35 protein-coding genes, 1 tRNA gene and 1 pseudogene are annotated in these 26,117 nt (G+C 42.9%); 28 read left to right on the top strand and 9 right to left on the bottom strand.

The genetic code is table 11. The features are described from left to right. Positions 1-2 precede the first annotated feature (2 nt). The 6 genes from ACX0G7_RS09960 to ACX0G7_RS09935 form a co-directional block, all read right to left on the bottom strand. Complete coding sequence (locus ACX0G7_RS09960) at positions 3-431, bottom strand: tellurite resistance TerB family protein (RefSeq protein WP_458923311.1); 429 nt, start codon at positions 429-431, stop codon at positions 3-5. Positions 432-602: 171 nt separating this feature from the next. Beyond that, on the bottom strand, positions 603-1,931 hold the full coding sequence (gene ahcY / locus ACX0G7_RS09955; protein WP_458923310.1) for an adenosylhomocysteinase: 1,329 nt from the start codon (positions 1,929-1,931) through the stop codon (positions 603-605). A 125-nt stretch (positions 1,932-2,056) separates the two neighbouring features. After that, complete coding sequence (locus tag ACX0G7_RS09950; protein WP_458923309.1) at positions 2,057-2,572, bottom strand: NUDIX domain-containing protein; 516 nt, start codon at positions 2,570-2,572, stop codon at positions 2,057-2,059. A gap of 11 nt (positions 2,573-2,583) precedes the next feature. Next, complete coding sequence (locus tag ACX0G7_RS09945; protein WP_458923308.1) at positions 2,584-3,522, bottom strand: magnesium transporter CorA family protein; 939 nt, start codon at positions 3,520-3,522, stop codon at positions 2,584-2,586. 62 nt (positions 3,523-3,584) lie between these two features. Beyond that, positions 3,585-4,373: a diaminopimelate epimerase gene (dapF, locus tag ACX0G7_RS09940; RefSeq protein WP_458923307.1), complete on the bottom strand. Its 789-nt coding sequence runs from the start codon at positions 4,371-4,373 to the stop codon at positions 3,585-3,587. A gap of 69 nt (positions 4,374-4,442) precedes the next feature. Next, positions 4,443-5,318 (bottom strand): nucleoside phosphorylase, encoded by an 876-nt coding sequence (locus ACX0G7_RS09935; protein WP_458923306.1) that lies wholly within the window; start codon positions 5,316-5,318, stop codon positions 4,443-4,445. A gap of 111 nt (positions 5,319-5,429) precedes the next feature. Here ACX0G7_RS09935 and ACX0G7_RS09930 point away from each other — a divergent pair. Both ACX0G7_RS09930 and ACX0G7_RS09925 read left to right on the top strand, forming a co-directional pair. Then, a tRNA-Cys gene (locus ACX0G7_RS09930) sits at positions 5,430-5,500 on the top strand. A 122-nt stretch (positions 5,501-5,622) separates the two neighbouring features. Further along, positions 5,623-6,771: a phage integrase SAM-like domain-containing protein gene (locus ACX0G7_RS09925; protein WP_458923305.1), complete on the top strand. Its 1,149-nt coding sequence runs from the start codon at positions 5,623-5,625 to the stop codon at positions 6,769-6,771. Here ACX0G7_RS09925 and ACX0G7_RS09920 read toward each other — a convergent pair. The 3 genes and pseudogenes from ACX0G7_RS09920 to ACX0G7_RS09910 form a co-directional block, all read right to left on the bottom strand. Then, positions 6,764-6,823: pseudogene (locus ACX0G7_RS09920) on the bottom strand (SHOCT domain-containing protein); the annotation flags it as partial. The gene ACX0G7_RS09925 and the pseudogene ACX0G7_RS09920 sit on opposite strands and share 8 nt — an antisense overlap. Positions 6,824-7,060: 237 nt before the next feature. Then, positions 7,061-7,612, bottom strand: a complete 552-nt coding sequence (locus ACX0G7_RS09915) for a DUF4468 domain-containing protein (protein WP_458923304.1) — start codon at positions 7,610-7,612, stop codon at positions 7,061-7,063. A 411-nt stretch (positions 7,613-8,023) separates the two neighbouring features. After that, entirely contained in the window at positions 8,024-8,551 is a 528-nt protein-coding gene (locus ACX0G7_RS09910; protein ID WP_458923303.1) for a hypothetical protein, read from the bottom strand. A gap of 98 nt (positions 8,552-8,649) precedes the next feature. Here ACX0G7_RS09910 and ACX0G7_RS09905 point away from each other — a divergent pair, with 98 nt between their 5' ends. The 26 genes from ACX0G7_RS09905 (at position 8,650) to ACX0G7_RS09780 (ending at position 26,056) form a co-directional block, all read left to right on the top strand. Next, positions 8,650-8,868 carry a hypothetical protein gene (locus ACX0G7_RS09905; protein WP_458923302.1) on the top strand — a complete coding sequence of 73 codons (219 nt, stop codon included), beginning with the start codon at positions 8,650-8,652 and terminating at the stop codon, positions 8,866-8,868. A gap of 76 nt (positions 8,869-8,944) precedes the next feature. After that, positions 8,945-9,253 carry a hypothetical protein gene (locus ACX0G7_RS09900; RefSeq protein WP_458923301.1) on the top strand — a complete coding sequence of 103 codons (309 nt, stop codon included), beginning with the start codon at positions 8,945-8,947 and terminating at the stop codon, positions 9,251-9,253. 431 nt (positions 9,254-9,684) lie between these two features. After that, entirely contained in the window at positions 9,685-10,020 is a 336-nt protein-coding gene (locus tag ACX0G7_RS09895) for a hypothetical protein (RefSeq protein WP_458923300.1), read from the top strand. An 89-nt stretch (positions 10,021-10,109) separates the two neighbouring features. Further along, complete coding sequence (locus tag ACX0G7_RS09890) at positions 10,110-10,256, top strand: ribbon-helix-helix domain-containing protein (RefSeq protein WP_458923299.1); 147 nt, start codon at positions 10,110-10,112, stop codon at positions 10,254-10,256. A 65-nt stretch (positions 10,257-10,321) separates the two neighbouring features. Next, positions 10,322-10,900 (top strand): HNH endonuclease signature motif containing protein, encoded by a 579-nt coding sequence (locus tag ACX0G7_RS09885; RefSeq protein WP_458923298.1) that lies wholly within the window; start codon positions 10,322-10,324, stop codon positions 10,898-10,900. 91 nt (positions 10,901-10,991) lie between these two features. Further along, positions 10,992-13,013: an AAA family ATPase gene (locus tag ACX0G7_RS09880; RefSeq protein WP_458923297.1), complete on the top strand. Its 2,022-nt coding sequence runs from the start codon at positions 10,992-10,994 to the stop codon at positions 13,011-13,013. A gap of 29 nt (positions 13,014-13,042) precedes the next feature. After that, positions 13,043-13,972, top strand: coding sequence for a recombinase RecT (locus ACX0G7_RS09875; protein ID WP_458923296.1), 930 nt, complete (start codon positions 13,043-13,045; stop codon positions 13,970-13,972). Then, on the top strand, positions 13,972-14,712 hold the full coding sequence (locus tag ACX0G7_RS09870) for an MBL fold metallo-hydrolase (protein WP_458923295.1): 741 nt from the start codon (positions 13,972-13,974) through the stop codon (positions 14,710-14,712). The genes ACX0G7_RS09875 and ACX0G7_RS09870 overlap by 1 nt, the downstream gene beginning before the upstream one ends. Positions 14,713-14,973: 261 nt before the next feature. Then, complete coding sequence (locus ACX0G7_RS09865; RefSeq protein WP_458923294.1) at positions 14,974-15,387, top strand: hypothetical protein; 414 nt, start codon at positions 14,974-14,976, stop codon at positions 15,385-15,387. An 8-nt stretch (positions 15,388-15,395) separates the two neighbouring features. After that, positions 15,396-15,791: a hypothetical protein gene (locus ACX0G7_RS09860; RefSeq protein WP_458923293.1), complete on the top strand. Its 396-nt coding sequence runs from the start codon at positions 15,396-15,398 to the stop codon at positions 15,789-15,791. Further along, the gene (locus ACX0G7_RS09855; protein ID WP_458923292.1) at positions 15,788-16,090 is read left to right on the top strand and encodes a hypothetical protein; all 303 of its coding nucleotides are present in this window, start codon (positions 15,788-15,790) and stop codon (positions 16,088-16,090) included. Before ACX0G7_RS09860 ends, ACX0G7_RS09855 begins: the two co-directional genes overlap by 4 nt. A 1-nt stretch (position 16,091) precedes the next feature. Then, entirely contained in the window at positions 16,092-16,355 is a 264-nt protein-coding gene (locus tag ACX0G7_RS09850) for a hypothetical protein (RefSeq protein WP_458923291.1), read from the top strand. A gap of 13 nt (positions 16,356-16,368) precedes the next feature. Continuing rightward, positions 16,369-16,929 (top strand): hypothetical protein, encoded by a 561-nt coding sequence (locus ACX0G7_RS09845; protein WP_458923290.1) that lies wholly within the window; start codon positions 16,369-16,371, stop codon positions 16,927-16,929. A 17-nt stretch (positions 16,930-16,946) separates the two neighbouring features. Continuing rightward, positions 16,947-17,228, top strand: a complete 282-nt coding sequence (locus ACX0G7_RS09840; RefSeq protein ID WP_458923289.1) for a hypothetical protein — start codon at positions 16,947-16,949, stop codon at positions 17,226-17,228. A gap of 120 nt (positions 17,229-17,348) precedes the next feature. Beyond that, positions 17,349-17,723 (top strand): helix-turn-helix domain-containing protein, encoded by a 375-nt coding sequence (locus ACX0G7_RS09835; RefSeq protein WP_458923288.1) that lies wholly within the window; start codon positions 17,349-17,351, stop codon positions 17,721-17,723. A gap of 37 nt (positions 17,724-17,760) precedes the next feature. After that, positions 17,761-18,519, top strand: coding sequence for a hypothetical protein (locus ACX0G7_RS09830; RefSeq protein ID WP_458923287.1), 759 nt, complete (start codon positions 17,761-17,763; stop codon positions 18,517-18,519). Continuing rightward, positions 18,473-19,201, top strand: a complete 729-nt coding sequence (locus ACX0G7_RS09825) for a hypothetical protein (protein WP_458923286.1) — start codon at positions 18,473-18,475, stop codon at positions 19,199-19,201. Before ACX0G7_RS09830 ends, ACX0G7_RS09825 begins: the two co-directional genes overlap by 47 nt. Next, positions 19,198-21,717, top strand: coding sequence for a DNA methyltransferase (locus ACX0G7_RS09820; RefSeq protein ID WP_458923285.1), 2,520 nt, complete (start codon positions 19,198-19,200; stop codon positions 21,715-21,717). Before ACX0G7_RS09825 ends, ACX0G7_RS09820 begins: the two co-directional genes overlap by 4 nt. Then, positions 21,714-22,607 (top strand): DNA cytosine methyltransferase, encoded by an 894-nt coding sequence (locus tag ACX0G7_RS09815; protein WP_458923284.1) that lies wholly within the window; start codon positions 21,714-21,716, stop codon positions 22,605-22,607. The genes ACX0G7_RS09820 and ACX0G7_RS09815 overlap by 4 nt, the downstream gene beginning before the upstream one ends. Beyond that, positions 22,604-23,062 carry a hypothetical protein gene (locus ACX0G7_RS09810; protein ID WP_458923283.1) on the top strand — a complete coding sequence of 153 codons (459 nt, stop codon included), beginning with the start codon at positions 22,604-22,606 and terminating at the stop codon, positions 23,060-23,062. Before ACX0G7_RS09815 ends, ACX0G7_RS09810 begins: the two co-directional genes overlap by 4 nt. Before the next feature lie 4 nt (positions 23,063-23,066). Then, positions 23,067-23,312 carry a hypothetical protein gene (locus ACX0G7_RS09805; protein ID WP_458923282.1) on the top strand — a complete coding sequence of 82 codons (246 nt, stop codon included), beginning with the start codon at positions 23,067-23,069 and terminating at the stop codon, positions 23,310-23,312. 17 nt (positions 23,313-23,329) lie between these two features. Beyond that, positions 23,330-23,557 carry a hypothetical protein gene (locus ACX0G7_RS09800; RefSeq protein ID WP_458923281.1) on the top strand — a complete coding sequence of 76 codons (228 nt, stop codon included), beginning with the start codon at positions 23,330-23,332 and terminating at the stop codon, positions 23,555-23,557. A gap of 5 nt (positions 23,558-23,562) precedes the next feature. Then, entirely contained in the window at positions 23,563-24,348 is a 786-nt protein-coding gene (locus ACX0G7_RS09795) for a DUF5131 family protein (RefSeq protein ID WP_458923280.1), read from the top strand. After that, a complete protein-coding gene (locus tag ACX0G7_RS09790; protein ID WP_458923279.1) occupies positions 24,345-25,070 on the top strand; it encodes a hypothetical protein in 726 nt (241 codons plus the stop codon). The genes ACX0G7_RS09795 and ACX0G7_RS09790 overlap by 4 nt, the downstream gene beginning before the upstream one ends. Continuing rightward, positions 25,070-25,477: a hypothetical protein gene (locus ACX0G7_RS09785; RefSeq protein ID WP_458923278.1), complete on the top strand. Its 408-nt coding sequence runs from the start codon at positions 25,070-25,072 to the stop codon at positions 25,475-25,477. The genes ACX0G7_RS09790 and ACX0G7_RS09785 overlap by 1 nt, the downstream gene beginning before the upstream one ends. A gap of 12 nt (positions 25,478-25,489) precedes the next feature. Then, positions 25,490-26,056: a hypothetical protein gene (locus ACX0G7_RS09780; RefSeq protein ID WP_458923277.1), complete on the top strand. Its 567-nt coding sequence runs from the start codon at positions 25,490-25,492 to the stop codon at positions 26,054-26,056. The last annotated feature ends 61 nt before the right edge of the window (positions 26,057-26,117 follow it).

Below are 26,117 nucleotides of genomic sequence, written 5' to 3'. Positions count from 1 at the left end.
GATCAGACAATATTTTCGCTTTTCACAACTCTTCGCTGTGCCATTAAACGTTTGGTTACATCCTGTTCTGCGGGTTCGATCTGCAGTAAACCAGCGATCCTTCCCAGGAGCGCTTCTTCGCCGACACTTAACGTCGAATCACTAAGAACAAGCTCTACACAATATGAATACAGGGCAAGTGTATTTACCGGCGTTATCATCTTTACCAGGAATTCCAGGTAGCCGGCGTCATTAATCACTGATTCACCATACGATTTATACCTCTGGATCTCATCCTTAAAATTGAGTTGCTTGTACAGGCCGACATCGACCAGCTTTGAGGAGACTTCAGTCAGCTCATCATCACTGAAAGTGCCATCCTTGAGGCAGCAATGAAAAAACAAATGGCAGATGGCCTGTTCCTGTGATCTTATTTCGCTTTGATAAGTCATGAAGTCTTTTCAGTGCAGTCAGCAACTTTGGTGCCATGCACGGTTCGCCATAGTATTCCGCAAAGTATCAGATATACGATATCTGATAACGTAAATGGATAACCGCATAATTAAACGCACAAAAAAATCCCGGCTTTGCGGCCGGGACTCCTATCGTTATAATGACAGATATTAATACCTGTACTGGTCTGCTTTAAACGGACCGTTCTTCGGTACGCCCAGGTATTCAGCCTGTTCAGTGGTCAGTTCTTCCAGCACAACACCGATTTTTGCAAGGTGTAAACGTGCTACTTTCTCATCGAGATGTTTAGGAAGAACATAAACCTTATTCTCGTAGCTTGAGTGGTTGGTCCAAAGCTCGATCTGGGCAAGAGTCTGATTTGTAAATGAATTACTCATTACAAAACTTGGGTGGCCGGTAGCACAACCCAGATTAACCAGTCGGCCTTCAGCCAGGATAATGATATCCTTTCCATCGATATTGTACAAATCAACCTGTGGCTTGATGGTGTCTTTTGTATGACCGTAGTTAGTATTGATCCACGCGATATCTATTTCAATATCAAAGTGACCGATATTACAAACAATTGCTTTATCCTTCATCAATCTGAAATGCTTTTCAGTGATCAGGTCACGGCAACCGGACGCAGTAACGATGATGTCAGCCTCTTTAACAGCATCAATCATTTTCTTAACTTCGAAACCATCCATTGCAGCCTGTAATGCGCAAATAGGATCAATTTCAGTGACAATTACGCGGGCACCGGCTCCACGAAGACTTTCTGCAGAACCTTTACCTACATCTCCATAACCACCAACAACGGCAACTTTACCAGCCATCATCACGTCAGTAGCGCGGCGAATAGAGTCAACCAATGATTCTTTACAACCGTATTTGTTGTCGAATTTTGATTTCGTAACGGAGTCATTTACGTTGATTGCAGGAATTGGCAATGTGCCTTTTGCCATACGCTCGTACAAACGGTGTACGCCGGTTGTGGTTTCTTCGGAAAGACCACGGATATGTTGAACGAATTCAGGGTATTTGTCGAAAACCATGTTGGTCAGATCACCGCCATCATCAAGAATCATATTTAACGGGCGATCAGCTTTTCCAAAAAACAGGGTTTGTTCAATACACCAGTCAGCTTCTTCCTGTGTCTGACCTTTCCAGGCATAAACACCGATTCCTGCAGCAGCGATTGCAGCCGCAGCATGATCCTGGGTAGAAAATATATTACATGAGCTCCATTTTACTTCAGCACCCAGGGCAACAAGGGTCTCAATTAAAACGGCTGTCTGTATTGTCATGTGGAGGCATCCTGCTATGCGGGCACCTTTAAGAGGCTGGCTCGCGCCATATTCAGATCTCAGGGACATCAGACCCGGCATTTCAGCCTCGGCCAGGCGGATTTCTTTGCGTCCCCATTCGGCAAGACTGATATCTTTGACTTTATAGGGTAAGGTGAGGTCAACGTTCAATGATGATGTTATAGACATATAAGAAAAATTTTGGCAAAGGTAATATACTCCTTATACTTTAGCAACTTCGAATGTGGACAGTAAGCCCCTGATTCTCAAGGGCTATCCCATTTTCCCAAAATTAACCGGCTTGAGCTGTTGTATTACAATCCGGCCTGGAAAATGCCGTAGTTCCCGGTATTGAGATCTGAACCGGATAGCCTGTCCTTCAGGAGTCTGACGACATGTTTATCTATGGGTAATGTGACGTCCTGTTCTGAAAGATCCTCCCAGTTTATGAACCTGAAAGTCTCGATCTCTTGTTTTTCTGCGTATAACTCCAGCTGGCCGGCATCAAAGTCGAATGGCCTGGTTCTGATCGGCACTTTGATATCTTCCAGCGCCCGGACGAAATAATAGATAGATATGATCTGGTGTTGAGGATTAAAGGCACTCATCTGGAAGAAATCAGTGGTATACAGGTGTTCACCGACCGAAACATCAAGTGACATCTCTTCCATAAACTCTCTTTTCAGGCAGTCCCTGGTCCCTTCACCAAATTCGAGACCCCCGCCGGGAAACTTGGTGTAGTAGCCGCCCCTGATAAATTCGTCACTAACCAGCAACTGGTTGTTCTCTCCCATTAAAATGCCGTATACCCTTACATTGAAACCATGCATAGATCCGGAAGTTAGAATATTTTTTTTCTCAGGAAGAACCAGCCAATCACCAGGGATATGATCAATGATAAAAATACCGGGATATAAAATGCATAAGGTGACCTGGCGTAGGGGATAGGTACGTTCATGCCGTAAATACTAGCCACAAGTACCGGAAAAGTAAGGACGATGGTAATTACAGAAAGACGCTTCAGGACCTCATTCTGGTTATTGGCGATGATGCTCGCAAAAGCATCAAGGGTTGAACTAAGAATATTTGTATAAATATTAGCCATCTCGAGAGCCTGCGAGTTATCAACGATCAGGTCATCCAAAAACTCTTTTTCTTCTTCATTCAGGCCAAGAAAATGTGTCCTCTCTATTTTCATCAGCAGCAGTTCATTGGACCGCAACGCGGTGATAAAATACACCAGGCTTTTCTGGATTCTCATCAGTTGCAGCAATTGTTCATTACGGTTTGCCGCATAGAGCTTTTGCTCAAGCGCATTACGACGGAGGTTTATTTCCTTGAGAGATTCCATATAAGTCTGGATAATCTTTTCCACGATCTTAAGCATCATCATTTTCCGGTTGTCGGGATGACGATTTTGAAAACTGTTCAGGAACTTTTTTATGGCACTGTTCTCAAATGAATTGACGGTAACAATTTGAGTATGCGTTAGAATAATTACAATTGGAATGGTGATATAGTAGGCATCGCTTTCATTAAAGGAATTGTTCTCGGTCGGCGTCTTGATAACTATGAGTTTCACATTGTCTTCCTCTTCAAACCTTGACCTTTCGTCTATATCCAGTGAATCCGTTAAGAAGTCCAACGGGATATCCAGTGAGTTTGAAAGTTCCGTAAATTCCTCCTGGCGGAGCGGGGGCAATACGTTAACCCAGGATCCGTTTTCCGCCTTGTCAATTTCTACGGTCTGATGGTTAATATTTTTGAAATGCTGTATCAAGGGCGGCAAGTTAAAAGTTTTCGGTCAGAAGTACAGCAGGATCTGAAATTAAAGCAGAATAGTTAAGCTATTTCAAGTTCGCCCTCAAATACCTTTTTCGCCGGTCCGCATAGCCATATATTGGAATAACGGTCGTCATCGATGCGGTCATATTCAACGGTCAGGTCACCGCCCTTCGTATGTACGGATACATTGTTGAAGCCATTGTCGTTGTGATAACAAACAAGAGCGGAGGCGGTGACGCCGGTGCCGCAGGAGTAAGTTTCATCTTCAACTCCCCGCTCATAGGTACGGACAGCAATTTCATAATCCCCTTTCACACTTACGAAGTTTACGTTGATTCCTTTCTCTTTGTAAGTGTTATTATATCTTATTTCCCGGCCCTCTTCAAACACATCAAGTTCATCCAGTTCATTAACGATCCTCACGAAATGTGGTGAACCGGTATCCAGGATATAGTCACCGCGTTGTTCATCAACATTATTTACGTCCTGCATCTTAAGACTGATTATACCATCCTCCTGGTCAATTTCAGCTTCATGCTCTCCGTCAGTAGCCAGGAATTTATAGAGTGTTTTTTTGATACCGATGTCATTGGCAAATTTGACCAGGCAGCGTCCCCCGTTTCCACACATTGAACCAGGTTTTCCATCTGCGTTATAATAGATCATCTCAAAATCATAGCCTTCTTTTTTGTTGAGCAACATCAGGCCGTCGGCACCGACGCCAAAACGGCGGTGGCAGATAAAGTTGACCTGTTGTTGGCTGAGACCCGAGTAGACACCGTCCCTGTTGTCAAGAATCACAAAATCGTTCCCTGTACCCTGGTATTTATAAAAATGAATCTTCATGTCCCTGTATACTCTTTTTAAATCTGTTCTTTTTTCTCCAATCAATTGTCTTTGCGGTCACTTTTTCGGTCAGATGCCAGCAATGATGTCCAGGCTTTTAACAACCAGTTGTTCAACAAGTTTACTTCCATCCTTCGAAAATACTTTGGAAACACGGTTTGCAACAATGGCGCTCAGGCTCAGGCAATGGTGCCCGAGCATTTTGCCAAGTCCGTAGATCCCGGAAGTTTCCATTTCAAAATTACTGATCCGGTGCATTCCGAACGAAAATTCGGTGAGCCTCGCCTGCAGCTGGGGATGACTCAAACCAAGCCTCAGGATCCGGGACTGAGGCCCGTAGAAACCAGGGCAGGTGACGGTGATACCCTTATGAAATTCTCCCACGAAGTGTTTCGCCAGTGAGGGACTACAGGTACTGATATATGGCTGGGCAATGGTGTGATGAAGTTGCGTTTGGGTGATGAAGGACTGCAACAGTTCCTTTTCTTCTTCGTTTTCCTGGTGGCGATAAAAATTCAGCAGGTTATCAATCCCGAGCCCGTGGGTCGACATCACATAGCTGTCGACAGGGATAGATTGTTGCAGCGAGCCGGAAGTGCCTATCCTGATGATTTGCAGTGGTGTAAGGACAGGTTTGATGAGCCTGGTTTCGAAATCAATATTGGCGAGTGCATCGAGTTCGTTCAGTACGATATCGATATTGTCCGTGCCTATACCCGTTGAGATCACCGTTATTCTTTTTTTCCCCAGCATGCCGGTCGCAGACACAAATTCCCGGTGCGATGCCCTGGTTTCCACCGAGTCGAAATGTTTGCTCACCAGCTGAACGCGCTCCGGGTCGCCAACCGTGATCACGGTCGGCGCGAGTTCTTCGGGTCTCAGATCAAGGTGATAAATTGCTCCGCGGCTATTGATAATCAATTCAGATTCAGGGATCGGCTGCATAAAAAAGCTATGGTATAATTATTCAAATATCATACAAAATTCCTTACTTTTGCGCTCCCCGGAAGTGAAGGCCTTGCGCTTGAAGCTTTTAGGTGATATATTTGATTAGATGGTCTTGTGGCCGAGTGGCTAGGCAGAGCTCTGCAAAAGCTCCTACAGCGGTTCGAATCCGCTCGAGACCTCTGAAGTACGCCTAGAATTGGCAAACCCGCGCTGGTCGCGGGTTTTTTGTTGCTTAAAAATGTTAGATAGTGCTTAGGCGTGCTAAAAAGTGCTTATTTTCGTTAGGAAATCGTTAGGAAAAATGAAGTACTCAGTTAAGGCTTTACTTTGGAAACACGACCCCAATGAGCAAGGATATTTACCAATATACATCAAAGTTAGCATTGCAAGTCAGGTCAGATATATTTCGACAGGGCATTTCATTCATGAAAAATATTGGGATCTTAACAACACTCAGGTAAGATCAACCCACAAAGATGCTGCGCTGATCAATGCTGATGTTGAACACCGACGAAGGAACATTGTTAAGATCATTACTGAGGCGCACCTGAAGGATGAGATAATAACCGCCGAAGCCGTGAAGCGCCAGGCGTCAAGCACCCGGGATCTGCACAACATATTCGACTTCGCCGCGGAATTTAGTGAACAGGTCAAAAACAAAAGGGAGGGGGCAACGATTGAAAACTACCGAAAGCATCTGCTTAGGTTGGAATTGTTTCATGGTTCCCGCAATCTATCATTTGAGGAAATTACCCCTGATTACCTGACCCGATATGAAAACCATCTTTGGGAAACCGTCAACGGAAATTACATTTATCAACTGATCAAAGCGATCAGGACCCTGTTCAATGCAGCACGAAAGAAAAAAATAATCACCTGTTACCCCTTTGATGAATTTGAAATGCCGGTTTATGAGGCGCCAGGTAAAGATCATTTGACAATTCCAGAACTGGAAAGATGGGAGAAAAATTATCACCTGATGAAAGATCCGGTGCTCAAACAGACCGCGCTTTATTTCATGTTTGGGTGTTATACCGGTTTGCGGATCTCAGATTGGATTGCTTTTGATGTAGCCAAAAATGTGGAAGGCGGTCGGTTGAAGTTGCGAGCCGACAAAAACGGGGAATGGGTGAGCATGATGATCAGTAAACCACTGGCCAGAATAATTAAGGACATGAAAAAATTGCCATTGACAATTCAGGAGCCGACGATCAATGAAAAACTAAAGAAGATCGCTGCATTGGAGGAAGTAAACATAAAAAAACACCTTACCACGCACACCGGCCGGCATACGTTTGCAATCACGCTTTGTGCAAACCGGGGTATCAGCTGTGAAACTGCCGCCGAGCTCATGGGTATCACGGTAAAAACTTGCCTCGAGAATTATTATAAAGTAACCGGTTACAAGATCAATGCTGAAACCGCCCGGGCATGGGAGGGGCTTAATTAATCAGCTTCTTTTTCATTGCGTCGTATTCGTCCTGGGTAATTGCGCCGGCATCAACTTTTTTCTAGAATTCGGTATTTGAGAAAATACACTTCGTTTTTCAAGTTATCCCAGATAGCTGTTTCCTGACCGCTGGATTTTGCGTTTGCTATTGTCTCATTCAAATCGATAATTACCTCTTCCAGGTCTTGTAGGTGTTTGTCAAGATTTCTGCCTGACTCAATGTCCAGACGCATGTTTGCGTAAATAAGTAGTGGATGTGCCATAGGATTTGATAATAATGGTAAGTGATTTAAAACCCAATGTCGGATTTTTTTTCCATTGCTATCTTAAGGCTAGTTACCAATTCTGTCACTTTTTGAGATACCGCATCTTTTGATGATGCATAATATTCATCCATCGCGCTTTGCCTAATGAAGGAATATTTTACAGGACATTTGTTGTCACGGTATAACGGAAACGGTTGATTCCGATATGCAATAGGGTATATTTTGAATTGAGAGAGATCGTATTTGTATTTTCCGTCCTTGATCGCAATGTCTAATGTGAAGTCGCTATAAGCTTCTTGTTTTTTAGAACCATTAAAAGTTGATGTGAATCTCAATTGCATGATTCCTTTTCCACTTAGTTCGCCGGACTCCTTGTCGGCAATTTGAATTACCTGGTTGCTACTCACAAAGGTTTTATTAAACCATTGCCGGGCATTCGCAAAAAGCTGATCCTTGGTCATCCCGCTGACCTCAACCACGCCAGTATAGGAAACTGGTTCGCTAGTTTGGGAAACCAGCATTCCTGGAATCATTATAAGGGCAATGAAGCTGAAAGAGACTAAGTGTTTTTTCATAAATCTAAGTGTCTGTTTATTTAGGGATTGATTTGAAACAATATCGAATAATCTATCTGCACATCATTAGCATTAAAGAATTTTAATGTGTTGACCGTAAGCAATTTAAATTTTTAGAACAATCGTTTTAGTAAGTGATTCTATTTAATATGGTCTACTTTAATTTGTTGAAATATGATAAGTGTATAATATTGCTATCGAAAAAATATTCAAGCGTTCGACTCTGTTTCAAGGAAACCGCTAAATTTCTTAAAACACACTCAGAGGATATGCGCTCACGCTACGGCGTGGGCTTCAGTTTCTGAGTGTAGGCTCTTAGCGGTGCCTCTTGAAGATCTGAGGTTCCACGTCTTTTTTGTTTCACTCCAATTATCTTAATTATAAAAATACAACGAACCAGATCTTATATGTCTAATCCTTGCCGTCAATGTAAACTGGAATGTCCTTATAAGAACGCAGCTCATTTAATGTCTCTTTGTTTATTTCGGCCTTTATCGTCTCCGGTTTGCGTCCCTGAACCTTCCCCTGAATTTCAGCGATATGGTTCGCAGTTGTTTTTAGTAGTCCGAGAGTATTCCGGGAAGTCGAGGACAGATCTGTTTGTAAATCCAGGATCTTATTCAAATTTGTTAAAATCAACTGATTTACCGTCGTCATCTGAGTCATAAGTTTCTCTCTGTCGTCTTCGAGAACCTTCAACAATCTTTCTGTTCTGTCAACTGTTTTGTCTGCCGGTGCATCCTGTGGATTAAGCAAGTGCGCGAAAGATTCGTAAAACTTTCTAATAAAGTTCGCACTTGGATCTTTTTTTCCGCTTAGATATTCGCTGACCATTCCCCGTGAACTTCCGGTCTGTTTCGCTATGGAAGCTACGGGTGACTTAAGTTTTAGCCTCTCAACATCTGCGTAAAAATTGTCAATATCCGACTTTTGCAACATGGTGTCTAAAATAGTTTGAATAATGTTCTACAATCTGTCCGTTTGTTCGATAATTGCTCTATATTTGATCTGTAGAACAATCGTAAAACAAATATACAATGAAACTTACTCAACAAGCAATATTGGCATTAACTCCCCGAGGTATCAGGTTGAGGCTTGCATTGGAATTGAATTTCTCGGAGCTCTGGATCAATAAATTAATCACTCAAAACAAAGAGAACGGCGCATTGACAACAGCAAAAGCAATTGAAGTGATTCAGTCAGAAACTGGATTGTCTAACGATGAGATACTGGAAAAAGAACATGTGAACGCATAATCTAAAGAGACAGTAAACATACTACGCAAAAACACTTACCCAAAAGAAATTTTATCCATCCCACATAATAACAGAAATGGACAACGACCTGAAAAAATATCTCGATCGGATCAATCAAAAGGTTAGCCTGATCCTTGAGAACCAGAACAAAGAAACCTGGGTGTCTGTCGGATGGATCCACGATCTAACGGGTTGGGATAACCAGCGTATGCGTCGTGCTCGTGACCAGGGAATTATTAAATGGAAAAAAGACGGAACACATTTTCTCTATCTACTCGAATCTATTCCACCACAATTCATAATCAACCAACATGAAAAAAATACTGATCCTGGCAACAATCGCAATCCTCGTTTCACTGCTGTTCAGCTGCAGGGGAATATATGATACTCGCTGCGCATCGAGCAAGTATGTTGGGGGCATGGGTTACAAGCCAGCCAAAAGATAGTGCCGCAAGGCTTTACAGAAAAAAGCGGGTGGTTTCTACCACCTGCACCCGAAAGGGATTCACATCCAATACCATCCCGTCCAAAACCGAACAATTGAAAAACCAACCCCGATAATTAACCCTAGACCTATGAATGCCCAACTAATTGCTTTCGCGTGTGCCAGTACCGTTTTTACGGTAGCTGTTTTTTTCACCAGGTATTATTTCAAGAAAAATGCTCTCCGACAAGATTCCGGCAATCGCATATATCAAGATACTTAAAAAGTATGCCAAGGAAAAAGGTTATCCCTGTCTAACGTGGACGGATATTCTAAATGTCGCCAGGCTCTATTCGATGGACGCATCAATTAACAACTAACCAACTGTAAAAATGGAATTGCAATTTTTCACCACCGAATCATTTTGGGATCTGGCTATTGCCGCAGCGGGAGTATCTATTGTACTGGTTATTGTATCAAATCCTGTTGCTTTTTGGAGCTGGGTATTGAAAGCGATTCACACCGCTGAATTTGATCTGCAAATGGCCTACACCGAATATGCTGATTATTTATCCAGCCTTGAAAACCCCGACCTGGATAAAATTAATGATGGTATTGAGGACTTCAGAAATTACCACCGCAGATATGTAGATGAAAATATTGTGGCGACTTATGTACAGAAGTTATACAACATACACAATGGCGCCGCAGGTAAATATGCACGTTAACTCTTTTCATATGGCAAGCAATCGTTAACCGGGTTGTTTCTACAACCTGGTTCTTTTAAAAGTTTACTAACCCTCAAATATAAAAATCTATGTCTACGAAAAAGAAGATGATAACACTTGAAGGAAATGTGCCTCAATCATTGAAAAAGCAGTTCAAAACTTATTGTAAAAAAAACAACACGAATCAATCTGAGGCAATCAGGAACGCCATTCAGGCTCTGGTTAAGAGAAAGTAAGTTTTCATAAAGGGTACGGATTAAGGCGGGGTTGATCTCAGCCCTGCATTTTTAAAGCTACAAAAATGAACATTAAGTCTAATCGGGTAATTGAGCACATAGTCCAGCTTTATGATTCTGGGAATTCTTTTAGCGCGATACACAAATTGACTGGTTTCTCTAAGCCTACAATATCAAAGTACGTTAGAGCTATGACTGTTGTGAGAGGTGCGGTAACTAGTGGTGAAAGCATATTCTACAGTAAAATTAGGAAACGTGACTCCGGATGTATTGAATGGACCGGATCGGTTAATAACAAAGGGTATGGGCAGTTTAGTTTTTCAGGACAGGCATGGTTTGCACATCGGTACTCTTACCAAATTCATAAAGGAAATGTCGTTGGGATAACTGTCTGTCATTCCTGCGATAATCCTAAATGCGTAAACCCGGAACATTTATTCGCAGGAACCAGAAAGGATAATATGGTTGATATGGCTAGAAAGCTTCGCGCAGGAGGGCGCAAGCTTGATCCTGATACAGTGAAAAATATCAGATCTATGAGACAGTGCGGAACTAGGGTAGTTGACATTATGAATAAATATGAGATACCTAAATCGACTATTCAGCACATCTTAAGTCGAAAAACGTGGGGATGGTTAAAGTAACAATCCCCGGCATCCTTTAACACACCAACCAAACATAAAAAACCCCGCAGGTCTAGTGCGGGGAATTCAATCAAAGCCAAAAAGTAAAAGTATGCAAATCATTTTAAAACAGCTTTCGATCACAAATTTCAAGGGTATCAAGCGCCTGGAGCTTGAGTTCAATGAAAGCATTACAAGTCTGTTTGGTCGCAATGGTTCAGGCAAGACAACCATATTCGATGCATTTTCCTGGCTGCTTTTTTCTAAAGACAGTAATGACCGAACCGATTTTGAAATTAAGCCGCTTTCCATTGAAGGAATTCGGAGCCAGAAAACAGAGAACGAGGTACAGGCTGTACTTCAGGTTGATGGCCGGACAATCACTCTCAAAAGAATTCACCGGGAAAAATGGGAAAAGAAACGTGGGGAGCCGGAAGAGAGATTTACAGGAAACGAAAAGGTTCATTTCGTAAATGATGTGCCAGTAAGCGAAACTGAATTTCGCGTGAAGGTTGCCGGTATCGTGGAAGAGCGCTTATTTAAAATGCTCACCAACCCTCTTTATTTCAATACTTCATTGAAATGGCAGGAGCGCCGTGAGGTGTTGATGAAAATGGCCGGGGACATAAGTGATACCGATATCCTTGATATGCTGGTTACTGATGAAAACAAAGAATATTGGACTGAAATCGCCGCGGCGCTCACATCAGGGGACACCATCGACGAAATAAAAAAAAGAACCGCTGCAAAAAGGAAAAAAGCCGTCGAGGAAATTAAGTTCATCCCTACAAGGATTGATGAGATCAACCGCAGTATTCCGGAATACCAGGATTATGAAGAAATCGAACACCGGATCTCCGAAAAGCAGGAACAGATCACAGCGCTCGACAATTCTCTTTCCAGTAAGTCGCAGGAGCTTAAGACTGCCAATGATCTGCAAAGCGGTAAGGTTAAAGAGATTCAAGGCTTACAACACGAAATCCGGGTAAACGAAAACCTCATTCGGAATAAATTCAAGGATGGTCAGCAAAACCGGGTGAACACCATTCGTTCAATCGAGCGCAAGATTTCCGACATGCAGCAGGATCATGCTGGACTTTGTTCCCAGGTAACTAGCGCTGAAAAGAAAGTAAGTGCGCTTACTCTCGCTAATGATAACCTGCGTAAGAAATGGAGTGCTATTGACGCTGAACAGATCAATTTCGACGATCATGCAACTTCATGCCCTGTATGTAAGCGTGCTTTCGATGCCGAAGTAATAGAGTCAAGGCAGGAAGAACTTACAAAAGAGTTCAATAAAAATAAATCTGATCGTTTGGCCCAGTTGTCAGCTGATGGAAAACAAAACAAAGCAGAGATAGCCGGTTTCCAACAACAGATCGAACTAAAAACAGCAGCCGCTGAAAAGGTTCTGGCTGATATCAGAGTGCTTCAGGAAGAACTTGCCGACCTCAAAAAGCGCCATGAGGATTCCATTATCAATGAAGAAATTCAGGTGGAGGCTTTACTCGCTGATGATGCTATCCTGGAAGAAATGAAAGGAACTGTTTTGCGCCTCCAATCTGAACTTGAATCCTCCGAAAAAACCGATACCAGTTTCCTTGACGAACTGAAGAAAAAGAAGTCGCTGATCACTGCTGAAATCGATGAATTGAAGAGATCACTTCAGGAAAAATCAACCCGCGAACGTTCTCTGAAAAGGATTGATGAACTACAAACGGAAGAGGCTAATCTCGCTAACGTCATTTCGGATCATGAGCGTACTGAATACAATATTTCTCTTTTTGAAAAAGCGAAGATTGACACTATGCAGGCCCGCATCAATCACAAATTTACGGTTGTCACTTTCAAGATGTTCAATACTCTGGTAAATGGTGCTGTGGAGCCGTGCTGTGAGTGCCTGATCAAAGGTGTGCCGTTTTCTGACGCAAATACCGCTTCAAAATTAAACGCCGGTATTGATGTAATAAATGCTTTGTGCGAGCACTACAATACCAATGCGCCAATCTTCATAGATGGCCGGGAGTCAGTTACTGATATCATCGACACCAGCAGCCAGATTATCAACCTTGTCGTTTCGGAAAAGGATAAAAAAATACGCATCGTTTCTAACCGCGAAATGGCAACCGCATAACCAATTATTAATCTTCAAAACTTTTATAAATGTCTACAACAAATCAAACGCCAGCAACACAAGCTGCTCAGACGCCTGCGCAGAGTCCAAAACGATTCGAAGAAAGTACAATTGATAAAGTACTGGAGAGAATAACCAGCTTTCAAACGTCCGGAGATCTTATGATGCCCGCCAATTACAGCCCTGAAAATGCAGTGAGGGCCGCCTGGTTGGTTCTTCAGGAAACCTACGACCTGAATAAAAAACCTGCCTTGGAAGTCTGCACCCCGGCCAGTGTTTCAACTGCATTGCTGGAAATGGTTCTGAAAGGATTATCGGTTGTTAAGAAGCAAGGCTATTTCATTGTTTACGGTAACAAGCTTGTTTTCGAAGAATCGTATATCGGCACGATGGCAATCGCCAGGCGCGAGGCGAATGTAAAAGACGTGGTACCGGTGGTTATTTACGAAGGCGATGAATTTGAATACAAGATCGACCACAGGAACGGAAGAAAGGAAATTATCAAGCATATCCAGGTGATCGAAAACTGCATCCCGGAAAAAATAAAAGGAGCCTACGCCATTGTTGAGTTTCAGGATGGAACTACCAAGACCGAAATCATGACCATAGCGCAGATCCGTAACGCCTGGTCAATGGGAGGTGCAAAGGGTAATTCGCCCGCTCATAATAAATTTCCTGACCAAATGGCCTGCAAGACGGTGATAAACCGTGCCTTAAAACTGGAAATAGGTTCATCGGATGATTCGGCTCTGTTTGAAGATCAAGTTGCGGCCACCGTTAAGCATGAGATCAAGACGAACGCCAACAAACAGTCTATAGGGTTTGACAAGGATCCGAAACCCCAGGATAAGCCGAAGATCAATAATACGCCACCTCCGCAGCTAAAGCGTGAATATATCGAGACTGAAATGGTTGCGGAAGAATCTTCTAACGGTGTTGCAAACGGCCCTGATTTCTGATGAAACTCACAGTCTTAAATAGCAACAGTGCCGGTAATTGTTACATTCTGGAAAACAAGAATGAGGCTTTGCTTATCGAATGCGGAGTAAACTTCGAAAAGGTAAAGCGATCCATAAACTTCCAGGTATCAAAAATAAAGGGCTGCATACTTAGTCATGAGCACAAGGATCACAGTGGATACGTTAAGAATGTAATCGGAGCCGGCATTGATGTATACACATCAAAAGGGACCCGGGAGGCGATCGGAATCATCAGCAACCGGCTAAGAGATATCAGGAAGCACGAAACATTTACGATCGGTGGCTTTAAAATCTATCCCTTTGATGTTAAACATGATTGCGCTGAGCCTTTGTGTTTCCTGATTCATCACGAAGAATGCGGAAATGTTCTTTTCCTGACTGATAGCTACTATGTGGCTTACACCTTCGACAACTTGAACAACATCCTGGTTGAAGCGAACTATTGCCAGTCCATCATTGACCAGAAAGTGAAGGACGGAGTATCACCAAAGTTTTTACGCAATCGGGTTTTACAGTCTCATATGTCGATCACAACCTGCAAAGAGTTCTTACAGGCGAACGATCTCAGCCAGGTAAACAATATCGTGCTGATTCACCTATCAGACAACAACAGTGATTCCGCAAGATTTCAGAGAGAAGTACAAGAGCTGACCGGTAAAAATGTATCAATCGCAACGTCAGGGCTCATAATTCCAAACTTCGATAAAACACCTTATTGATATGAAAATAGAAATTGAATTAAGAGAGAATAGTGTAATTGAACATAGACCAAATGGATGGAGGGTGAGTTCCGGAGGAAAGTATTCGGACGGACTAACGTATGATGAAATGCTTGGCCTCATTACAGCACTCACAATGCCAAAAGATCGACCATGCCTAAGCTGGATGAGAACTGAGGAACAGCACAAGGCGTGGTATGAAAGGCTAACAAAAAGGTCCGATGCCTGAAACTTTCATATCCAAAACCAATATCCAATTTAATGAAAACCACCTTACAGATTAAACGAGTTGAAGACGCTTTTGAATGGCTTGAAAAAGCTGCCGAAGGTTATACTGGATCACAAAGCATTGACTGGCTTGTTGATCAAATGGGTTCTTTATGCGCATCAATGGCCTTTGTAAACAACCAGATGGCTGTTGCAAAAGCTGAACTGAATGCAGCAAAGGTAAAGTCTTATAACACGCTCATGATTTCCAGCCATGCTAATGGCCAGTATTTCAGCCCGATGCTTGCGAAAGATTACGTAGCCTCGAAATGTGCCCAGGAAAATTACAACTACGACATCTGTGAGCGTTGCAGCCGAACTATCATTCACACCATAGATGCACTGAGAACATGCATAAGCGCCTTGAAAGAGGAAACGAAATTGCAAAACTATCAGGGACAAGTATAATCCAACCTATGAGCCAATATCTGATAAACCGAAGATTGCAGAAACTCGGGATTAAACCGACCGAAGAAAAAAAGAAAGTAAAGCCGATCAATAAGGTCAGTAAGCGCCAGGCAGGGTTACTGGCAGAATACAATCGGAAGCTAATACCGTTTAAGAAAAAGAACCCAACCTGCAAAGCTACACTCACCGGTTGTTCTCACAAAACGACTGATGTTCATCACATGAAAGGCCGTGGTAAGTATCTACTCGATGTGTCAACGTGGTTGCCTACATGCAGAAACTGCCATTGCACTATAGAACAGGATCCTGCACTTGCCAAATCATTGGGTTTGTCATATTCACGCCTTTCCATTGTTGACCAGGTAAATGGGAAGAAAGTAACGCTCATAGAAAAGATCAAATGAGCGAACAAAAAACATATCGCCTTACTAAAACTATAACCAGTCATGTGGATCCATCAAAGGTTTACGGGCTGCAAAACGAACAAGTCACAGTCATTTCAGATGAAAGGCATCCTTTATTAATTGTTCAGGGCGAAAAATGCAGGTTTTCGGTTTTCGCAGATCATCTCACCGACAGAAATGTCGGGAACATAACCGAAACCGAATCACAGCCTGAATTCGTGGCACAGAAAGCACCCGCAAAAAAGCAACCAACAAAATCAACATTCAAACCAGATTCATCATCTGAAACACTTTTTTAAAATGCCAACAGCAAACCCGATACCGTTCGACTCAAAGACTACAATTATCGAAGAGATATTGCAGGAGCTAAATAGCCTGAAGGAACACGAATCATTCCCTGCACACATTTGCGCCCAGGCTGGCAGGGTTTCAGGTGCGGCTGGCAACCTGGTTAATGTCTGCAACAATGTAAAGTATCGGGGCGAAGATAAGTATGAGGCTTACCAGTCGGCTTTGTCCGTAGCAGCCCAGGCAATTCGATTCATTCAAAATCTTAATCACTAAACAATACAACCCAATGTCAAAGAAAACCCTCCCTCCTTTACACCTGGCAACATCAGACGATGATCTTCGACCAGCACTGATGCATATTGAAATTATTGACGGCATCGCTACAGCAACCAATGCCCATATAATCGCTCAATTAAACCTTTCGGCATATTCATCCCTCGCAGATGAAACAATCCGCCAATTGAACGGAAAATTGATCCATCGGGATGTTTGGGAGCAAGTGCAGGACGCTTCCTTGATAACCGTTGAAGGCGATATCCTCCATTATGAAAAAGGCGGCATTAAAGCTGATTTCAATATTTCATGCGACTTCAAGTTTCCAGATCACAAGTCGATAATCGATGCCGTTGCTAATTCACTGTTTAAAAAGCAGTCATTCGTTTGCTTCAATCCTAAGTTCATTGATATCGCCAGGAGAATATTCCCAAGCGAAAATCTGATTGCACGGTTTTACGACACTCATGAAATGATGGTGTTGTTTCCTTCAGGAGATGCCAAAGGGTTTGTAGGTATCATGCCGTTGGAAATCACCGAATCGGAAGCTGTAATAAATTTCTCTCTTACATAATCCTTCAATCCAAATCTATGTCACAACTAACCATGTTATTTCTGGCGCAACCCAAAAATCAGAAAGCCCAGGTTTTAAAATATCTAATCGAGCGGGAAACCATTTCTGAACAAGAGGCCCGGATGAATGCCTTTCGGACCCGTTTATCAGACCTCAGATTAGAATACCATGTGAATGTCTTATCCAAAAAAGTAGAATTCACAACGGTCCTGGGCAAGCCTTCAAAGTACAATGCATACTACCTGAAGCCAGAGGATAAGGATCAAGCCATTAAGATTTACGAAGAAATAAACAAATGACTCTTCACGACGAGCTCTTAATCATGTACAGCCTGATGGAGAGAGATCCGAAAGCAACTGTCGGAGATTTCGTAAAAGCATTAAACCGATTCAAAAATTCAACACCGATAAAATATCGTTATGACCAAAGATCAAATACTCAACGATGCGAAGATAAAACTATCAGAATTGGTGGGGGAGGAAGTCGAAGTGTATTTCCGACCCAAAAAAAGATTGCCGGTTAATAAACTGAAAGACGCGATAGCCGAAGAACTGAAAACGCCCTGGCAAACATTGTTAACCAGGTCCAATAAAAGGCAATATGTGTTAGGACGGCAATTATTCTCTTACCTCGCACATAAAGATTTGTCTTACGGCTGTGTTTATATCGGCGCGGCTTTGGGACGTGATCATACAACCGCAGTTCATGGCAGGGACACGATAGCCGACGCTATATCCATTCGGGACAAATATATCACGGAATTAGTTTCAAGCATTAGAGCAAGGTTACAATGATTCAGAGCGGGGCTCATTCATTTTAAATCAAATATCAATGGCAAAAGACCCAGCATTACTGTGGTATTGGGGTGATTGGAATAGCGGAACAGCAACATTCACCAGGCATTTGAAAGGCTGCTATATCGATCTATTGCACGCTCAGTTCAATTCAGGTCCGCTTTCAGTAGAAGAAATAAAAATTGTTCTTGGAGCAGATTTCGCCGCATGGGGTACTCTCCAAAAAAAGTTTAAGAGAACCGAAACCGGTTTGTTTTTTAATGAAAGATTGGAACTGGAAAAAAATAAGCGAAAGAGTTTTTCCGAAAGTAGAAGGAAAAATGTTCAAAAAAGATACGATAAATCTACTAGTGTAGATACTAGTGTAGAACATATGAATCTACATATGGAAAATGAAAATGAAAATGAAAATACAATAGACTCTAAAGAGGGGTTGTTAGGGGAGAACCTAAAATTTTCATTCGACTACACAACAAAGATCCCCGCAATGGCCTTAGAAGCTGCCGAGCAAAATCAATTCACCAAAACAAAAAGGAAGAACACCGACTTCGTTTTGTCTCAATGGAAAGTATTTCTATACGAACGAATGGCAGATCCTCCGATAAAATTGAAAGAGTATCGGCAGATCGGAGACTTGACACGATATTTTTTAAACTGGATGAGAGAAAAATACCCAAAAAATGGAACCAATCAGCAACTTACTGGTAAACGCAACAAATCAGCTGGAGCGGACGAACTGCTTGAACAACTTGAAGCAGACGCTAGAGCCATGGGAGGCGGATATACTGGCCGCTAAATACAAATCGAAGTGCTTCAAGCTAATGAACGAAACCGAAGTGTCCATTCATGCCCGGGCTTTACTTGTAAAGATCTACATCATTACAGGATGGACATTGCCAGAAGAACAGTATCTGATGATCTTCCAGGATCAATTCCGGAAGAAAATGACTGAATCTTACTCAACCGTAAACGCTGATGAAGTGGAATATGCTTTCCGGACCTACGGAACTACTGTTAAGGATTGGGGAAAGCAGATGAATCTTAGTCTTATCGATGAGGTTATGATCCCTTACCTGGCGGCAAGAACGGAAGTTTCCAAACTGGAAGAACAAAAAACGCTTCCGGAACCGAAACCTGTCGAACCCGAAATTAATACTGAGGATTTTATTAGAGGCTATAAGGGGCGAAATACGCCACTCGATCTTCTGCCTGAGTTCTTGTACCAATGGCTGGTCGATAATCAAAGGCTGTGGACGCCATGGGACGAAGAACAGAATCTGCTCGATGCTATCGCCTACAGGAAGTATCAAATCCAGAAAGGCCTTGAAATGAATCCAGGGGACAAGGTGTTGATCAGAGAGAAAAACGAGTTCAAGGAAATGTTGCAACAAGGATTTTTTGAAGGGAATGAAAAAAAGCGGATCGAACGATTGGCTAAACAAATTTTAATCAGGGATTACATAAATGCGATAAAATGAACTACACTGAATTTTTAGAATCAAAAATAAAGGTTGCCAGGAAAAAAGGCATCGCGGTAGATAGATCTTATTTGCATCCATCTCTCAGGCCTGATCAGGCGGATATCGCATTATGGGCTTTGGAATTGGGTGCGGCGCTTGTGGCGCCAGATGCTGGAATGGGTAAAACACGAATCGGTATTGAGGTAATGCGAATGCTTCAGATGCGCTTTGGAGGAAAATGTCTGATTGTTACGGAGCTGGGTGCTACTGATACCTTTGTTGACAAGGATCCTGAAGTTGGTGAAGCTGCCGCCATGGGCTTACAAATGGATTACGTAACCAACCAGGCGCAGGCCTTCGAAAATGATTCAGATATCGTTGTGACCAATTACGAGCGCGTAAGGAACGGGGAATTTGATTTTGGCGCGTTTACGGCTGTCTGGCTGGATGAAGGGAATTATGTGAAGAACATGGCCAGCGACACAACTGAGGCTTTAAAACATCAGCTGGCGAAAGTGCAATACAAGTTTATTGCAACTGCAACGCCTTCACCAAACGAAAGGCTCGAGCTTATCAACTACGCGCACGTTTTGGGAATATGTGACCGTGGCCAGATACTTACCAGGTTCTTTCAAAGGAATTCAGTGAAAGCCGGAGAGCTCACAATCCATCCACAACACGAAGATGATTTTTGGTTATGGGTTCATAGCTGGTGTATCGCGATCACCAGTCCTAAGGATCTTGGATACAATTACCCAGGTTTTGAACTTCCGGAATTACGGCTGCATTGGGTTGAGGTGCCTATCAATCAGTCTTTCGAAGCCGGTACCGAAAAAGACGGGCAAACCAGAATGTTTATACAATCACGATCAGGACTATCCGAGGCGGCAAAAATTAAACGCCTGGGTATTGATTCGAGGGTAGAAAAAACGAGGTATATCGTTTCAGAATTTCCTGATGATCATTTCATCTTCTGGCACCACCTGGAAGATGAACGCAAAGCTTTAAACCACGTTTTCAAAGGGCTTGCAAATTACGGCGACTTATACGGATCTCAGGATTGGAGCGTTCGGGAAAAAAGGATTGTTGATTTCACCAAAGGTAACCTGCAGTATCTGGCCAGCAAGCCGTCAGTTTCAGGGGTCGGTTGCAATTTTCAGAAGCATTGCTCCAAATGTATTTTTGTTGGAATAGATGATTCATTTAATGACATCTACCAGGCGCTGAAAAGGATTTATCGATTTTATAACCCATCAGAAGCGGTTGACGTGTGGTTCCTTTACGCTCCTGAGGAATATGATATCGTCCAAAACATCAAGCGCAAATGGGCTGAGCATGATGAGATGCGGGACAAGATGCGCGTAATCATTCAGAAGTATGGCCTTGACCATTCGAAATATATCGCTGAGAAAAAACGCTCCTTTGTGGTTTCCCGCAAAATAGTGAAAGGAGAATCCTTTACACTGGCGAATAATGACTGTGTGCTCGAGCTTGATCACTTGGAAGATAATTCCGTTGATCTGATCCTTTCTTCTTACCCTTTCGGTAATCATTACGAATACACGGACAAATACAACGACTTCGGGCATAATGAAACGAACGCTGATTTTATCAGGCAGACTGATTTTCTTTTCCCCAAACTATTTGACAAGTTAAAACCCGGCCGGATCGCCGCAGTTCATTTGAAAAACAGGATCCATTATGGATCCGTCACAGGCCTTGGGTTCTCAATCGTTCACCGGTTTACTCACCTGGTGGCTGAAGCTATGGAAAAACACGGTTTTTACACAATCGGATGGCACTATATACCGACCGATGTAGTTGCAGAAAACAACCAAACTTACCGGCTCGGTTATTCGGAGATGCGGAAAGATGCGACGAAGATGGGGGCCGGCATCCCGGAAGAAATATGGTTGTTTAGGAAGCCTCCAACATCAAATTCAAACGCCTATGCAGATGAACCAGTTAAGCATGATAAAGACTACACCCTTGCACACTGGCAGGTAGATGCGGATTGTTTTTGGAAGTCTTCCGGAAACACATACCTAACACCACAACAGATGAAGTCCTGGGGAATTGATAAGATTCAGCGCTGGTGGAAAACATTCAATAAGTCAACCGTCTACGATTACGATCAACACGTGAAACTATTGCAGGACCTTGACGAATCTGATAAACTTTCCCGGACATTTACCACAATCCCCCTGCAGTCTAATTCTGATTTCATATTCAACGATATGAACCGCATGCACGGATTGAACATGGAACAAAGCCGGCGCAAGCAGCAGAACCACATTTGCCCGATGCCATTTGATGAAGTTGACCGCATCATTGAAATGTATTCAAATCCTGGGGACTTGGTGCTCGATCCTTTCGGGGGCCTCGGTACCACTGGCGTCAGGGCATTGAAGAAAGCCCGAAGGGCGTATATCATCGAACTGAATGAGACATATGCGAAGTGCGCCGCTACTTACCTAAAAGAGACTGAATACAAAAACGAGATACCTACACTTTTCGACCTGATTGCATCATGAGTTACACACCAACAGCAAAAGGATATTTCAGCGGAGCAGGCGGAATGGAAATTGGCTTAATGGATGCCGGGGTTGATATGGTTCAGTCGTTGGATCTCGATAAGGATGCAACCGACTGCATGCAGATGAATCCGCAATATTTCGGGCATAACGTTATCAGAGGTGATATCAAGGATTTTACCGTCAATGAACAGCCTAAGACTGATATAATCGTAGGAACTTACCCCTGCACAAAGTATAGTTCAATTGCTGACATCCACGGAACCAGAACCGGCGATGATCTTTTCCTCCACTTTTTTAGGCATATCGCAATAGAACGACCTGAAATGTATGTAGTCGAAAATGTCCCTGGCATGAAGAAATTTAAAGTCGTGATGGAAGCTATGACCAAGCTGCCAGACTATTATGTGCAGGTGTTTTGTCCGCTTGATGCATTGAAATGGTTACCGCAGCAAAGAAAGCGTTTGATCCTGATCGGTACTCGCAAGCCGTTTTTCATCATGGAACCGTCAGGCAGACAATCCCGAATGATTGATATCATGGAACCAGGAGCGGAAGTTGATATGCCTGATTACGTTCACTCAAGGATAGCAGGAAAGTATCGAGACAAGCCTATCATAGTCGATCCGTCTAAGCCGGGAGCCGTTGCGCCTACCTGTGTTGCTCATTATGCGAAAGATCTCGGTACCAGGTTAGTGATGGATGGTAAAAGACTCAGGCCTTTCTCTATTCGTGAATATGCAAGGCTGCAGGGCTTTCCAGATAGCTACAAATTCCCTGATTCCAGGGCAGCGTATAAACTTATCGGAAATGCCGTAGCTGTTCCAATGGGTCGCTGGATAGGCTCTGAAGCAATGAAATATTTCAACCGTCAAACTCATGTAGCGTGAAAAACCGATGGACCAAAGAAGATATCCGAAAGCTATATGAAGCCAAAAAGGTTGCCGTACAGGATCGGCCATACGTTGAAAGTGTTCTTGGGATCCGGAAGAAAATCCAGACTGAAAACGGAAAGATCGTTACCCAGGCACACAAAAAGAAATCGGCTGCAAAGGAGTGGATTGAGTTAAACCTGGTTTACTGGTGCAATGCAAAATGTCTGCAGTTATTGCAGGAGCACCCTTTTCACCCGGAAAGAAAATGGAGGTTTGATTGGTGCATCCCTGCTCTGAAAATCGCAATAGAATACGAGGGAGGAATCTTTGACCGGAATGGAAGTCATACCTCCGTGGAAGGAATGAGCCGTGACATTGACAAATATAACGCTGCTGCAGCACTTGGATGGCGACTGATAAGGCTCAGCTCTATCAACTACAAAACTTTATTAACACAATTGAACTCTTGATTTTATGAACTACAAACGAAGGCCAATTAAAACCGAAAAGGAAGCAACCGAGGTAACGAACTATTTAATCGAAACTACAATGTCAACTCTTAAAATTGACAGAGAGGAAGCAACTAAACGGGTAAATGCTTTACTGAAAACCGATATCATGAACGGATTTAACCCTGATAAACCAGCTCACCAGATTGCCGTTGATATGTTTATGCAAATTCCTAGCTCAGATTATGAGCGGTTAAAAATTAACAACTGAATACAAATCCAATATCCATGAGCTTATTTTTTTACGCAATCCAGGAGGCAATTGAGGCCGGCGAGGACCCGCAGGCCATTGTTGCCTACCTGATAGATGAAGGAGCAGCCAACCCCGCCCTAATGCTCAATACAATCGTCAGGGACCTGGTTACAATCATGAGTCAAAATCACCTCGTCCCGAAAAGAAAGGTCGAGCCCGATAAATTAGAAAAAATTTCCAGTGACCTGGAGAATAAAAAATAAAAACTATGGCACAAAAATCAGCAATTCAATGGACGGATGCGACCTGGAATATTGCCAGAGGTTGCACAAAAGTTGATGAAGATTGTAAATTTTGTTATATGTACCGGGACAGTTTTGATAGTACCAGGTATAATCCTTTGGAGATTGTCAGAACGAAAACTGTTTTCAATCTTCCCTTAAGAATCCATGAGCCATCGAAAATATTTACCAGCTCGCTCACAGATGTTTTCCATCCTGCCATTGATAGTTATCGAAACGAAATGTGGGATATTATCAGGAAATGTCCGCAGCATACATTTCAGATTCTGACCAAGCGGCCTGAAAGGATAAACGCTCATCTTCCGGATGATTGGGGCGAAGGTTGGAAAAATGTTTGGTTGGGTACTTCTGTTGGATCACAAAAAGGGATTCAACGAATGATCGACATGAGCCAGGTGGACCATTCAGGAGTGAAATTTCTTTCGCTAGAACCATTGCACGGACCTATTCATTTAAGTGATGCCAAGCTGAGTATGATAGGAATTGAATTTCATGTCCTCCCTGCCTTCGACTGGGTAATAGTTGGCGGAGAAAGCGGCAATGAGAATGGAAAATACCGCTATAGGCCATGCGAGTTGTCGTGGATTGAAAGAATAGTTGCTGACTGCGAAAGAAACTATATACCTGTGTTTGTAAAGCAAATGGGTGCCCATCTGGCAAAACAGCTAAATATGTCGGATAGGCATGGCGGTGACATTAATGAATTTCCCTCTCACCTTCAATTTCGTCAATTCCCAAACATCAAATTATGAAGTTCATTCCGATATTATTCAGCACCCCGATGGTGCAAGCTATCCAGGCAGGCCGGAAGTCTGTAACTAGGCGAATAATGAAGCCACAACCCGAATTAAGAATCTTTCAGGGTGCCGTAACAGGTAAAAAGGTGAAAGGATGGCAAATTACTGGAACAGATAAGTTTTGGCCAACCGATGACACGCCGAATACTTCGTTTCTTAAATGTCCCTACGGACAGCCCGGCGATGTTCTTTGGGTTCGGGAAACTCATTATGCTTACGGCCATTGGAGTTGCGTCACAGATACGGAAACGGGAAAAGAAAAATGGTCGTTCAAAGATTTGACTGGCGATAGTTTATTCAATTATGCTTATGAAAACAATCCGCCTGCCAGAATTATTAAAGGCCGGTATGGGTTCGGCTGGTATAAGCGTCCCTCTCTGTTCATGCCGAAATCCGCCTGCCGGATCTTTCTGGAAGTTACTGAAGTGAGGGTGGAACGGCTTCAGGACATCAGTGAAGAAGATGCCAAAGCTGAAGGTGCTGAACGTGGAATTTTACGTGATGGACCGAACACGGAAAAAGGTGAATTCCATCTGGAATATAACAACATGAGTGACCACAAAGACGGCTTTCAGTTTATTTGGCAGATGATCAATGGAAAAGAAAGCTGGAATCTCAATCCCTGGGTGTGGGTGGTCAGCTTCAAACAAATTTCTAAACCAGAAAATTTCCAATAATGACACTAAAAACCTTACTAAAAAATGCCGGTGTTCCAAAGATCCGGGGACTGGAAGCAAAAATTGAAAAATGGTCCTATGAAGACAGGCAACCAACCATTAAATGGTACGAAGACTGGATCAAAGAAAATAATGCAAAGATGGAGGTTTTATCAAAACTGAACACTGAACTTCAGGAACAGCACAAAGCCGACCTGGAAACCATCCAGAAGATGAAGGATGAAATTCAGGCAGCCAAAGTGAAGCAACAGTTCACCGATTCACAGAAAGAACTTCTGAAAAAGAAGATTGAAGAACTGGAAACAGCTTTGGAAGTGTCACAAGAACTGATCCTGATAAAATCCAAAAGAATTGATAACTATGACAATTTTGTGGCTGAATTCAAGGCTGGCAAAGTCGGCATGTAAAAAAATAAACAAATGGATAAACAATTAACGCCGGAGGAAATCTTCGCAAACCATAACACCAATTGGCAAAACAATTCGCATAGCGACAACCTTTCAAACGCTGCAAAAGCCATGACCGAATACGCCTCCCAACAAACCGCTGCACTACAAGCGCGGGTGCAGGAGTTGGAGAATCAGTGGAAGAATCGTTCAACAGATTATGAGATTGCTATGAACCGCATAGCCGAACTTAATCAACACGTTCTGAAGTTAGCGAAGGATAAGGAACAGCTTTACTCGGTTATCGTAGGACATGAAAACACTATCATTGACAGGGAATCCCGCATAGCAGAGTTGGAGAGGGAGATAGAACAGAATCAGGAATCATGGGACCAAGGCCGTAATGAAATATCGACTCTCAAACACCATCTAACTAAATCCCAACAACACGCTGAAACGCTGATGGGGTTGCTGGAAGAAATAGTAAGAAGTACAGGTGGATGCACTTGTTTAAAGTGCCAAAAAAGGAGCTGGGAATTATACAAGCAAGAACACGGATTACAATCATCTGAAAAAACAAATTATATCAAAACATCATGACACGGAGAATCTCTGGACACACTGTTGCTCAAATCGAATTCGTTCGCAGTAACATGGAAAC

This window comes from Flavitalea antarctica, assembly GCF_054461535.1.
Note: the sequence above shows the minus strand (reverse complement) of the source record. Positions and strands in the feature narration are given on the sequence as shown.